Origin of the sequence: Candidatus Kapaibacterium sp. (genome assembly GCA_023957315.1) — a bacterium.
Lineage (GTDB): Bacteria > Bacteroidota > Ignavibacteria > Kapaibacteriales > UBA2268 > PGYU01.
The window spans coordinates 1-13,590 of the sequence record JAMLHE010000019.1; the positions used below are offsets into that span (position 1 = coordinate 1).

10 protein-coding genes are annotated in these 13,590 nt (G+C 39.6%); 4 read left to right on the top strand and 6 right to left on the bottom strand.

The window, feature by feature from the left end; all coding sequences use genetic code 11:
* Positions 1–3,222, top strand: a 3,222-nt coding sequence (locus M9949_13865) for a S8 family serine peptidase (protein MCO5252489.1), incomplete at its 5' end; no start/stop codon positions are given.
* Here the strand turns inward: M9949_13865 and purN are convergent.
* On the bottom strand, positions 3,215–3,811 hold the full coding sequence (gene purN, locus M9949_13870; GenBank protein MCO5252490.1) for a phosphoribosylglycinamide formyltransferase: 597 nt from the start codon (positions 3,809–3,811) through the stop codon (positions 3,215–3,217). The genes M9949_13865 and purN overlap by 8 nt on opposite strands.
* Before the next feature lie 102 nt (positions 3,812–3,913).
* Here purN and polA point away from each other — a divergent pair, with 102 nt between their 5' ends.
* Entirely contained in the window at positions 3,914–6,715 is a 2,802-nt protein-coding gene (polA, locus tag M9949_13875; protein ID MCO5252491.1) for a DNA polymerase I, read from the top strand.
* A gap of 46 nt (positions 6,716–6,761) precedes the next feature.
* On the opposite strand, the gene M9949_13880 is transcribed toward polA, so the two are convergent.
* Entirely contained in the window at positions 6,762–7,697 is a 936-nt protein-coding gene (locus M9949_13880; GenBank protein MCO5252492.1) for a flagellin, read from the bottom strand.
* A gap of 19 nt (positions 7,698–7,716) precedes the next feature.
* Entirely contained in the window at positions 7,717–8,652 is a 936-nt protein-coding gene (locus M9949_13885) for a flagellin (protein MCO5252493.1), read from the bottom strand.
* 517 nt (positions 8,653–9,169) lie between these two features.
* Between M9949_13885 and M9949_13890 the strand changes: the two genes are divergently transcribed.
* Positions 9,170–9,994 carry a mechanosensitive ion channel gene (locus tag M9949_13890; GenBank protein MCO5252494.1) on the top strand — a complete coding sequence of 275 codons (825 nt, stop codon included), beginning with the start codon at positions 9,170–9,172 and terminating at the stop codon, positions 9,992–9,994.
* A gap of 258 nt (positions 9,995–10,252) precedes the next feature.
* The gene (locus tag M9949_13895; protein ID MCO5252495.1) at positions 10,253–10,768 is read left to right on the top strand and encodes a hypothetical protein; all 516 of its coding nucleotides are present in this window, start codon (positions 10,253–10,255) and stop codon (positions 10,766–10,768) included.
* A 280-nt stretch (positions 10,769–11,048) separates the two neighbouring features.
* On the opposite strand, the gene M9949_13900 is transcribed toward M9949_13895, so the two are convergent.
* The 3 genes from M9949_13900 to M9949_13910 all read right to left on the bottom strand — a co-directional run bounded on the left by M9949_13900 (position 11,049) and on the right by M9949_13910 (position 13,587).
* Positions 11,049–12,371, bottom strand: a complete 1,323-nt coding sequence (locus M9949_13900; protein MCO5252496.1) for a flagellar hook protein FlgE — start codon at positions 12,369–12,371, stop codon at positions 11,049–11,051.
* A gap of 121 nt (positions 12,372–12,492) precedes the next feature.
* Positions 12,493–12,879, bottom strand: coding sequence for a flagellar protein (locus tag M9949_13905; protein MCO5252497.1), 387 nt, complete (start codon positions 12,877–12,879; stop codon positions 12,493–12,495).
* Between the two features lie 18 nt (positions 12,880–12,897).
* The gene (locus M9949_13910; protein MCO5252498.1) at positions 12,898–13,587 is read right to left on the bottom strand and encodes a hypothetical protein; all 690 of its coding nucleotides are present in this window, start codon (positions 13,585–13,587) and stop codon (positions 12,898–12,900) included.
* Positions 13,588–13,590: the final 3 nt, after the last annotated feature.

Here is a 13,590-nt window from a genome sequence, read left to right on the forward strand (position 1 = left end):
ATCAAAACACCAAAATACGGCGGATTTGTCAATGGTTCTATATATATAAAACCGCATGAATATTTGAGCAAAGAGCAAATATTGAAAATTGTCAATGACGTTGTAGGCGATGAAATAAATATTGAAGCAATCGAAGCTCCTTTTACAAAATTTTTCAAAAACGATATGCTCTTGAGCAAAAATCGTTTGGGGATGATTTACAGAATTCACTCCGATTACGAAAATTCGCTCAAACTTGCTAAGATGCTCAATGCCCACGAAGATATCGAATATTGCGTTCCCGAAGCATATTATCAGTTAGACGAAACACCGAACGACCCACTACTCAAAGACCAAACGGGATTGAACCAAATAATGGCTTCAGTAGCTTGGGACAAAGCAAAAAGCTCTGAAAATATTCTCATCGGTATAGTTGACTCGGGTATTGATATTGACCACAATGATTTGAAAAATCAGATTTTGGTAAATAAGGGAGAAATCCCGGACAACGGAATTGATGACGACGGCAACGGTTTTATTGACGACGTCTTTGGGTGGGATTTTGTAGGCGATATTTTCGAAAGTGAAGCAAAAAATCGTCAGTGGAAAGCGAATAATAATCCGAAACCAACGCTATCAAATAATGACCATGGAACTCACGTAAGTGGCATTGCGGCTGCAACGACTGATAACGAAATCGGCATTGCTTCCGCAAGTTGGGGAGCAAAGATTATAGCTGTCAAATGCGCCACCGATAATTTATCCTCGCAAACCGGCTCACGAAATATATATCGTCCTTATGAAGGGATGCTTTATGCTGCGATGCGGGGAGCAGACATCATTAATTGCAGTTGGAGCAGCGAATATCACGACCCGCTAATGAATGATGTGATAAATTCGCTCTTAGAACAAAACATTGTAATCGTCGCCGCAGCGGGCAATTTCATACTTAATAATGATGAATTTCCTTTCTATCCGGCATCTTTGCCCGGAATAATTTCAGTTGGTTCGATTACTAAAGCCGGCTCTCCATCTGGCTTTACACATTATGGAATTAATGTGGATATTTTTGCTCCGGGTGATGGTATCATGTCCACTATGCCTCTAAATACATACAAAACAAAATCGGGCACTTCGATGGCTGCACCTTTTGTGAGCGGAATCGTAGCATTGCTCAAGACTGTTAAGCCCGAAATCAGCACGCAAGAAATAAAGCACAGAATCCGTGCCGCAGCTAATCTTTTCAACCCATCGCTTCATTTATATGAACGTTTTTTTTACGGCTCGCTCAATGCCGGAAAAGCACTCACAATGAATTTCCCCGATGGCGAAAGCTCCCCGGGAATTGCGATCGATTACATTTTGATTGAAAACTCAGATGCAATTACATCATACAATCCTACTAATTTGAAATTCACTTTTCGCAATTTTCTCTCCTCAACCAATAATTTAGACGTGAAAATAATTGCCAGAGGAAACTACGTAAATCAGCAAATAATTGAATTCAAAATTGATAATTTCGCGGGAAATTCCAGTTTTGAAAAAACATTAGGCTTCCAACTGAATAAGCTTAATCCTTGGTTTAGCGGAAATATTGATTTAATAATCGAATATCGAAATGACGAAGGATATTTCAACATCGAAACTATTAAAGTGCCGATTGAACTGCCAACATATAACACATACTTAGTGGCTGAAACATCGCCCGAATACGATGCAATTGTTTGGAATTCGGCATCATCAGCCGGACGTTTTGATTTTTGGGTGGGCGGCTATAATTATGATTTGGGCGGCGGTATGATTTATCATTGGGGCAGAACCTTAGGCTTTTTCCCGAATGACACGGTCCAATCTGTTCAGGCTTTTTCAGTTGCACGAGCATTTGGTGCTATATCGGGCAGCAATTTGAAATCGAGAGTGGTTTCAACCAAAGATACAGGCAAAACATGGCAGAGTGAAGACGTTTCGAGCTTTGTGAAGAAAATTCATGGAATAATCGTTTATGAAGATGAGACGATTATCGCATTTGGCGAAAAGCTGAAAGCCAACCAATCTTTTGGAATAGCACGCAAAGAAGCAGGAAAATGGGCTGAAATCGCCAATACATTCACATTACAAAGCGGCGAAGCATTGGTTCGTGGTGCATTTGCATATTATGGCGATAAAGTCATGGCAGGAACAAGTGCAGGCAGAATCATATATTCCGACGACCGAGGCAAAACTTGGGAAATCTCGGATGTGGCTTCGAGCGGTTTGATTAAATATATCACTTTGCTCAATCAAGATTCGGCAGTTGCATTCGGACCGGGCGCCGGTACAGCAGCCAACACAGGGAAAGTTTACAACACTGTCAATGGTGGTCAAACTTGGACTGAAAATGTATTTGATTTCAATACTATCGAACGGGTTCCGGTATTTGCATATTGTCCGGATTCTTCAAAATCTGTCGTGGTGCTACATAGCAATGGCGAAGTTACTTCATCGGAAGATTTGGGCTATACTTGGCGACACGAATTAACTTTAGATTATCGCTTCGGCAAAGTCAACACAGGTGCGGGATTTACAAGTGCGGGCAAATCACGTCTTTGGAATCAAGCATATGATATAGGCTTTCTCGAATTCGACATAATTCCGATAAATGCCAAATATTCACTTTCGCTTGCGAGCCCTGATATTTTAGATTTCGACACAACAGCAATTCAGGGCTCCAAAGCTGCGCATATTTTCTTGATAAATGACGGAAACATGAGATTGGAAAAGATGGGACAGTTATTACAATATGCAGAAGGAACAACTGATGAGGAGATTTTCCTCAAAGTTGATTTCACAAGTTCATTTGCTCCGGACAAATTGGAAAGTGCAGAAGTGCGATTCGAGCCTAAAACATCAGGCGAAAAATCAGCGAAATTAACCATAAGCACTCTCGCAGGTGATAATACTTTTTATATTAAGGGCAATGCTTATGACCCCGCAAGTGTCTATTCTGTAGATGCTAACGAGGATTTCACCATAAAATTCGATAATAATAAGATGATTCTGACAAGCGGAAAAATTCAGTTTGTTAGCCCGAAATTAGCATTTTTCGATATGAACGGCAATTCAATCGAGAAAGCGAATATGCACTCAAATGGTTCATATATCGAGCATAGAATTGACCATAATATGTATTCTACAGGAGTATATTTGCTCGTAATCACGAACAAGGATAAAATTTACAAGCGGAAAATTATCATTGTCAGATAATTATTTCACCGGAAATTATTTTTTTCAATGTCTCTTTATATAGCGAATGCTCTGCTACAAGCACCCTTGCGGCAAGAGTTTCGGGCGAGTCACCGGCAAGAACGTGAACTTCTTTTTGCATCAAAATCCTGCCTCTGTCATATTCGGAATCAACGAGATGAACAGTTGCACCTGATACAGTTTCGCAGGATTCGATGACAGCCTTGTGCACATTCATTCCGTACATTCCTTCGCCACCAAATTTGGGCAATAATGCGGGGTGAATATTCAAAACTCGCCCGCCGACATGCTCGATAATTTGGCTTGGGATTTTTTTCATATATCCGGCTAAAATTATCAAATCAATTTTGCACTCGTCTAATTTTTCAATCATTGCCATAATTCGCTCCTTTTCATCGGGATGCGTTTTGGAACTGATGTGACTGAATGGGATTCCTTCATTTTTTGCTCTTTCGATTGCTCCGCTTTCGGAATTATTCGAAATCACTAATGCGGCAACTGCATCAGTTTCGCCTGATTTTATGGCATCAATAATTGCTTGCATATTGCTTCCGCCATGAGATGCAAAAAACGCTATTCTTAAACTCATTTTTTTATTTGCGTAAATTGTTAATCTAATATATCCCAAAATTACAATAATATTTTGTAATTTCTTTCTATCGAATTTTGAATAAAGCGAGTAAACACGAAATTGAAGAAATTATTTTTGATAGACGGCATGTCCTTGGTCTTTAGGGCGCATCATGCAATGATAAAATCCGGTTTGAAATCACCATCGGGCGAACCCACGGGGGCGCTCTTTGGCTTTACAAATATGATTTCGTCGCTTTTGGAGCGAGAAAATCCCGAATACATTTCCGTAGCTTTCGACCGCGAAGAACCAACATTTCGCCATGAACGTTACGAGGCTTATAAGGCAAATCGTGCAGAATTTCCCGAAGAATTAATTCCACAATTGCCACGAATCAAACAATTCTTAGAATTTGTGGGCATCAAGTGCATCGAAATCGCACGATTTGAAGCCGATGATATAATCGGGACTATCGCCAAAAATGCATCTGCAAATGAGTGGCAAGCTGTATGCGTAACGTCGGACAAAGACTATTACCAGCTTGTTGACGAAAAAGTAACGCTAATGAAACCCGGACGCAAAGGCGAAGACTTTGAATACGTCGGGATTAATGAAGTTAAAGAAAAATTCGGTGTCCGCCCCGACCAAGTGATTGACGTTCTGGCATTGATTGGCGATGCTTCCGATAATGTGCCCGGAGTGAAGGGAATTGGCGAAAAAACTGCAATTCCGCTTGTAGTCGAGTTCGGCAGCGTTGAAGCAATTTACGAAAATTTGGATAAAATCGAAAAATTATCCGTCCGAACCAAACTCGAAGGCGAAAGGGAAATGGCAATGCTTTCCAAAGAGCTTGTCACGATTGATACAAATATGCAACTCGAGCCAAGTTTGGAAGATTTGAAAATGGGAGAAACGCAATTCATCGAATTAGACAAATTATTCGCTGAAGCAGGTTTCAATACTATTCGCGAGAAATGGCGGAGAAAAAGCAATCCCGAAATTTGGCTCAATGTCACTCATGAGATTGAACAAAAGCAGCATGATAACTTCGGCAGTATTGAAAAAGATTACCGCTTGATTGATTCAATGGAAAAATTAGATGCTTTGATTGTGGAATTATCCAAGGCTCATACGCTATCTTTCGACCTAGAAACCACAGGATTAGACCGTGCGACTTGCAACATCGTAGGCATTGCGATTTCCATCGCCGAATTTACAGGGTGCTATATTCCTGTATATTATGATGAGGATAATTTGCCGGAATACAACTCAAATCTATTTTCCGAGAAAAAGCCGACACCACGACGCGATAATCAGATTCCGGTTAACCTCGTGATTTCCAAACTCGCTCCTATTTTGACAAATCCGAAGATTAAAAAATGTGGTCAAAATATCAAATTTGACATGAGTATCATGAAACGGCACGGTGTTGACTTATCGCCAATTGCATTCGATTCAATGGTGGCATCCTACGTCTTAGACCCTGACGAAAAGCATAATTTGAATGATTTGTCTAAAAAATGGTTGAATTACGAACCTATTCCAATCAGTTCGCTTATTGGCGAGAAAAAATCTGAGCAGATTTCCATGAGCGATGTTGACCCGGAAATCATCAAGGATTACGCTTCGGAAGATGCCGATTTGGCATTACGCCTTTATGCGAAATTGGACGAAGCATTAGGGAAGGACAAAAAGCTATTCGATTTGGCACATAATATCGAATTTCCGCTGATTGAAGTGCTGACACAAATGGAAGCAAACGGCATTTGCATTGATACAAGTGCATTGCTTGAAGTGTCGAAGCAAATCGAAATTGAAGCTGCCGATTTGCAGAGGTTGATATTTGCGGAAGCGGGAATCGAATTCAATATTGATTCGCCCAAACAATTAGCTGAAATTTTATTTGAAAAAATGCAAATTCCGCCTATCAAAAAAAATAAAACCGGCTACAGCACAGATGTTCAGGTGTTGAACGAACTTTCCTTATCGTACCCGATTGCCTCGTATATCGTCGAATATAGGCAAATTCAGAAATTGAAATCCACTTATGTTGATGCACTCCCAAAGTTAATCAACAAAACTACGGGCAGAATCCACACTACATATAACCAAACTGTGGCGAGCACGGGGCGGCTTTCGTCAACAGACCCGAATTTGCAGAATATTCCAATCAGAACGGACAAGGGCAAGGAAATCCGCAAAGCATTTATAGCTAAAAACGATGATTACGTCATCATGTCTGCGGATTATTCGCAAATTGAATTGAGGATTATGGCTCACATCTGTGGCGACGAACAAATGATTGATAGCTTCCGCCAAAATCATGATATTCATTCCGCAACGGCTTCAGTGCTGTTTGGCAAGCCATTATCGGAAGTTAATCAGGATATGCGTCGAATTGCAAAAACGGTGAATTTCGGAATTATGTACGGGTTGGGAAGTTTCGGTTTAGCCCAACGACTGAACTTATCACGCTCTGAAGCAAAGGAAATAATTGATAATTATTTCGCTAAATATGCCGGAATAAAAAAGTATATGGATTTAACTGTAGAATTTACTCGCAAACACGGCTACGCGGAGACTCTGTGCGGTCGCAGACGATATTTTCCGGATATTGACAACAAGAATTTCAATTTGCGTAATGCTGCCGAACGTGCTGCGATTAATTTGCCGATACAAGGCACAGCGAGCGATATGCTCAAAATAGCAATGATAACGATTCACAATGAATTTGCCAAAAATAAATACAATTCGAAGATGTTGCTCCAAGTCCATGATGAACTTGTCTTCGAAGTGCAGAAAAGTGAAATTGACGAAATCAAATCACTTGTGATTGATAAAATGAGCTCTGCTCTATCATTGGGCGAAGTTCCTGTAATCGTGGAAACAGGAATCGGCTCAAATTGGCTCGAAGCGCATTAAAATTTCGGAGGAAGAGCATTTTTGTGATTAATATCCAAAAATGCTTTTATCCTCTGATTAATTGTAAGAAGCTACTCGGATTTTGATTTGCTTGCGAGAGCGAAATCAACGAAGTTTGTTGCAAGAACTGAGATTTAATTAATGATAATTGCTCTTTTGCAACGTCGGCATCTTCGATTCTCGAAATTGCAGCATTATAATTAACAATTTGATTTTTCAATAATTCTTCTTGCGAAGTCAAACGATTTGAAATACCACCAAGATAAGCTGCAACTTTATTTGCATTATTTAAAGCATCGGACAAACTAACCAAAGTATTGGAAATATTTTCAATTGAGAATATTCCGAGGTCATCAGACGAGACATTATTAAATGCAGTCATATCCAACCCGGTAATTCCGGCAAATGATGATGAACTTAATGATTGAACATCAAAATGATTGCTGTCAACATTGAAATCAATATTGTTTGTGCTCATATCAATTTCTATGTTCAAAAGCTCGTTTTTAGCATTTACGCCGACAATAAAGTTGGCTGTAAAGCTACCGCTCAATAATTGAGAGCCGCTAAATACAGTAGAGTCAACAACAGTTTGGATTTGTTGAGCCAGTCTGTATGCAGCTTTGGCTAAAGCAACTTTTTCATCTGTCCCCAAAGCACCTGACGCCGCTTGCGAAGTAGCATCTTTCATTTGAGTGACAAGTTGGTTGATATTATCCAACGAATCCATAACAATATTTGTAACGTTTTGGGCATCACCTACAGTATTGATGGCAGCTTTCAAAGCACCGTTTCTTGCTTGTAAAGCGCGCGAGGTTATATAACCTGCGACGTCATCGGCTGCACTATTAATTCTCAATCCTGTAGATAACCTTAATTGCCTTAGTGAAATATCGCGACTTGAGACTTCTAAAGAATTATAAGCATTCTCTGCAGAAATATTAGTCCTGATTCTTCCGTTTCCTCCAATTGCAAATGGCATATTATACCTCTATTTATTATTATCCTTGAATTAACTGTAAGAACGCTTGCGGATTAGCATTAGCCTGAGCCAACGATATTAGCGAAGCTTGTTGTAGGAACTGTGCTTTGATTAACTCAAGTTGTTCCTTGGCAACGTCAGCATCTTCTATTCTCGAGATTGCAGCATTGTAATTTACAATTTGCCCTTTGAGCAAATCTTCCTGCGAAGTCAATCTGTTGACGATACCGCCGACATATGATGCGACTTTGTTGACGTTGTTGAGTGCGTCTGATAAGCTGGTCAATGTTAGCCCGATATATTCATTATCGAAAATACCTTGGTCTATCGAACCTACTTCATTGAGCAATCTCAAGTCTAATCCAGTGATGCCGGCAAAATCTCCGGTAAGCATAGAATTAAGGTCAAAATAGCCGCTTTCGACATTGAAATCAACATTCCCTGCGGTCAGATTGACATCAAGAGTCAGCAATGTATTTGTGCCGTTTGTTCCAATTACGAAATTAGCAGAAAAAGTGCCGTCTATCAATTGGCGACCACCAAACACAGTTGTATCAACGACTGTCTTGATTTGTTGTGCCATTCGATAAGCTGCTTTTGCGAGTGCAACTTTTTCATCAGTACCGGAAGCACCGGACGCTGCATTCGATGCGGCATCTTTGATTTTTTGCATCAAATCGCCAATGTTTTCGAGTGCATCCATAATGATATATGATACGTTCGAAGCGTCACCGACTGCATTCAAAGCGGCTTTCAAGGAGGTATTCCTTGCTTGTAAGGCACGCGATGTAATGTAACCGGCTACGTCGTCGGCTGCATTGTTTATTCTACGTCCCGTCGAAAGACGCAACTGTCTTAGTGAAATGCTCCTGCTTGAAGTATCTAACGCATTGTAGGCATTCTCTGCCGGACTATTTGTCCTGATTCTCGCGTTTCCTCCTATTGCAAATGCCATGATTCACCTCCGTGTGAATATTAAATAATGGGGGTTTTATTAATTTTCATAACAAAATTTTACTTTAAAAAAACTGTTCTATTTCAAAAAAATCTTAAATCGCAATTCTATTCTAAAAACAAATACCTATGAACCGAAGTTCAAAATATTAATGCATAAAGGAGAATGTAAAATCTAAGCCAATTATACATAGGGCAAAAAATATTCTAATAATCGCAAATTTCTAACCCTTCAAATGGTGCATTGACAGCAAGAAATGGGGGATATAATATAGTTGGATTATCAATATTTATCTGCAATAATTATTGTGATTTTCATGGTTACGATTGGACATTTGAATACATATAGCCAATTATCATGTATAATAATCAACCCAAATGTTGATAAGTTTTTCGTTGCTCTGCAAAGCATTTTCAAGCTATGAAATTGATTTGGCATTTCGCTTCACATACTATATATTGCAACATTGTATAGGTATCGTTTAATAAAAAATATTTTGAATTTTTATGGGAAGCAAATGGACAACTTTAACAATGTAGTCAATTATATATCAGAAATTGCAGTAATCTATGGATTGAAGTTACTCGTCGCTATTCCGACATTAATTATTGGATTGTGGCTCATCAAGTTTGTAGGCACAACATTAGGCAGAATTTTGGAAGCGAAGCATATAGACCCGTCTTTGCGTCCATTCCTCCGAACTTTATTAAGTATCTTGCTCAGAGTCTTGCTGCTAATTTCAGTGGCATCAATGCTCGGATTCGAGATGACCTCGTTCATTGCCTTGCTGGGTGCATTGGGATTGGCTATTGGTATGTCGCTATCCGGCACATTGCAGAATTTTTCGGGTGGTGTAATGATACTAATGTTCAAACCATTCAGGGTAGGCGATGTTATTGAAACTCAGGGATATATCGGTACAGTTTACGAAATCCAGATTTTCAACACATTATTAAAAACATTCGATAATCGCGTAGTCTTTCTGCCGAACGGAAATTTGGCTAATTCATCACTGATAAATTTCACTCATCAGACTGAACGCAGAGTGGATATGCTCTTTTCGATTTCGTACGGTGATAGTGCCGAAGTGGCACGCGAGACTCTTCAGAGCCTAATTGCCGAAGATGAAAGAATTCTGCCTGAACCCGAGCCGATGATTGCATTATCAAAGCTCAATAATAGTTCAGTTGATTTTACAGTCAGAGTTTGGTGCAAGAGCGAAAATTATTGGGGTGTGTATTTTACTTTGCACGAGAAAGTTTACAATACTTTCCCCAAGAAAGGGCTGACAATTCCATTCCCGCAGATGGATGTAAATTTGAAAAAGGCGATTGAGGAATAAATCAAAAGAAAAAATCCCCCTTAATCCCCCTTTGCCAAAGAGTGAGTTTGTGAGCAGGGGGATTTGTATTTTTAGTCCTGAAATTGTGTTGTCAATATTTTTTAGGACTTTGTTATAAACATTTAAATAACAAATTCTTTTGACTAAGTTAGAATTATTCTTAACAAAAATGCAAATAGAACTTGGATAATTCAAAAGTTTAACTTTAATTTGTAAATGAAAGAATGAATGTTGTTAAAATAATTTTGGGGAGATGCTATGAAGAAATTATACGTTTTAATATTTGCGATTACGATAATCTTGATGACGGCAAGCGTTCAAGATTTGTTCGCGCAGCGTGTTGTGAAAAATTACAACCAATCCATTGGTGTTAACCCGATTGGTTTAGCTTTCGGATTTTTCAATGCAAAATACGAGCAACAAGTGTCGGCTGACAATTCATTCACAGTTGATGCTCTTTACTGGGGTTTTGCCGGATGGTCAGCCTTTGGTGTGGGTGGTTCGTACAGATGGTATTTGCTCCAAGAAAATGACAAAGCTTTGAGAGGTTTCAGCTTTGGACCAGCTGTATCTATAGGTTTTTGGAGTTTTGAAAATGCCACATGGGGAGGCGGCACCTCTTTAGGTATAGGTGGAGAAGCTGCTTACAAGTGGGTCTTTGAAGGTGGTTTTGTGGTCGAGCCTTATGTAAGTATTACTTTCAATGCTCTTGATCTTGATGGTCTTAGCTATCGTCCATTCGGTATGGGAGTAGTTTTGGGCTATGCTTGGTAATTTTAGAGATTTAAAAATATTTATGAAAATCCCCCTGCTCGCAAGCTCGCTTTCCCCCTTTCAAAGGGGGATTAAGGGGGATTTTGTTTTAAGAAATTTTGTTGAATGAATATTTTTAAAGTATGGGACTGCTTTACATGAAAATCCCCCTGCTCGCAAGCTCGCTTTATGGGGATTTTGTTTTAAATCGAAATGAACTTACTATTATAAAAAAAAACCGCAGCATTATTCATGTTGCAGTTTTTTGCGTAGCTAAAGAGTTGTTTGGGTTGTCGTTAGCTTATCGCTTTAAAATTGTTGTTTCTTGCAATAATTGGTCACTTACCGTAATGACTCTTGCAGATGCTTCGTAAGCACGTTGCGTCGAAATCATATCCGTGAATTGTTCCGTCATGTCAACATTGGACATTTCTAATGAATTGCCTGCGATTTGCGATGATGGGAAAATATCTCCGGCTGTGCCGATATTAGCATTACCGCTATTTGGTGATTCGGAATAAAAATTGCCGCCTTTGCGAATCAATCCTTCGTCGTTAGTAAATTTTGCAAGTAGAACTTGCCCTAATTTTTCAGATTTACCATTGGTAAATGCACCCCAGATTTGCCCGCGAGTGTCCACACTCAAATCAATGAGCGAACCTGATTTGTGTCCGTCTTGGTCAATGAAAGTAACTGAATTTGCAGCCGCATATCCGGTCAATCCATTTGTCAACTGGTTAGGGTCTGCAAGAACTACACTAATGTCTCTTGGCGTTGTTTCGTCGAAAACCTGAGTTCCGATGATAGTATTTAGGTCTGACGCCAAAACATCAATCGAAAGAGGGCTATTGAGCGTTCCGTCATTATTAAATAGGACTTGAGTTGCCGATATAGGCAAAGCGTTGCCGTTTAATTCAGCAATCAAATCATATTCGTTTGGATTGGCATTTTTGGTGAAAGTAAATTTTAATTCGTGAGTGCCACCAACATTATCAATAATTGAAATCGAAGTTTTCTTTTCAATTCCTTCGGCATTTCCGGAATTAAGATTTCCGGTCATTGTGATTACTTGAGTTTGTTTGGGCGCTGATTGGATATTTTCCGGAATGAGCAAATTAGCTCTTGTTCCGGTAAGCTGATTTACGCCGTTGACATCTCTGATAGGATTGCCATTGGTGTCATTCTCAACATTATAACCTTGCAAATACGCTCCTGTTCCTGTGTCAACCAGAAAACCATCTCTATCGCGAGAAACGTTTCCGGCACGGGAATAAAGCATTTCGCCATTCATCTGATAGGCGAAAAATCCACCGCCTTGGATAGCCATATCCAATGGGCGATTCGTTATTTGTAGATTACCTTGATTCATATCTTGAGTAATGGAACCCATTTTGACCCCAAGCCCGAACTGAAGCGGATTTATTCCGCCGTTTCCGACCACACCTGCAACATCGGGGTTGCGTCCGTGATTTATGACTTGGTTAAATTGTTCCTGAAAATTTGCTCTATTGGATTTATATCCGATAGTATTAAGATTAGCAAGGTTATTCGATATTACATCGAATTTTTGCTGATGAGCCTTAAGCGATGTGGCTCCATTAGAAAGTGACCTGGTGAGACCCATTAAAAAAACCCTCCTTGGTTATTAATCAATCCTTTTGTTTTCAATATTCTTAATTCTGCTTGATATCCGTCAGTCGTTCGGGATATCGTGGGTCTCTAACCTTTCGGCTCAGTCCAACCCATTATGCAAATACTGCAGAATCAATTTGTGTAATTACATTGTCATTCAACTGATTCTTGTTAATCAATGTCACAATCGTCCTGTTTGTAACATTCACAATAAAAGCTGTTTCATCCAAAATAACAAGCGAGTCCTTCGAGTTTTTGGATTCAGCTTTTTCTACAGCGTGTTCTAATCGCATCATATCAACTTCACTAAGCTCAATATCCCGACCGTTAATACGCTTTGTAGCGTGATTGGAAAATTTGAGTTTACTGATTTCCTCAGTCAGCACTTCATTAAAAGCGTTCTTTTCAATGCCGTTTAAAGGCATTGACCTTTCGGATTTGAGTCTTTCGACTCCTCCGGCAGGAATAAAAGGAACATTGATACCGTTTATCTCAGTCATTAGCACTCCCTGACAAATTTAATTGTCTGTTGTGATATCCGAAATTGCATTCAAAGGCAATTCCATTCCATTGATAACAAGTTTCGTGCCATCGCTCTTGAATTTTACGGCGTCAATCTTACCTTTAGTGAAAGTATCGGCAGAAAAACCGTTACCGTTGGATTCAAAGAGTTCTACTGTAAATTTATAGTCTGCATCTGGCACTTTATCACCGTTCAAATTTGTGCCGTTCCAATTAATTATGTGTGAGCCTTTGTTCAACATATTTCCGCTCAATTCGATTACGTTAACGATGCCACCGTTGGAATCAGTAATCGTCATCTTGCCGGAAGAAACATTGTAAGGTGTTTCAAAGCCAAGGATGTTGTCATCAACACCACTCACTTGAACTTGATTTGTAAAAGCTTTAGCCGTTTTACCGAGCATACCGGGCAATGCAGAATTAGACATCGTTTGTGTTAAAATTGCATTGCTTAACATTTGTTCTTCGAGTAATGAGCGTATGTCTATTAATTGTTCGAGTTGAGAAAATTGCGCCAATTGCGCTGCAAATTCCTGATTGTCATATGGTTTCATTGGGTTTTGCGCCCGCAATTGAAATGTGAGCAACTTCAGAAACTCATCGCGTCCTAATGCAGACTTCTCTGTACTATTCGGCTGTTTTGCCGAGTTTGAGGCGGCGCTTGCCCCCGTTATTTCATTAATCATCGC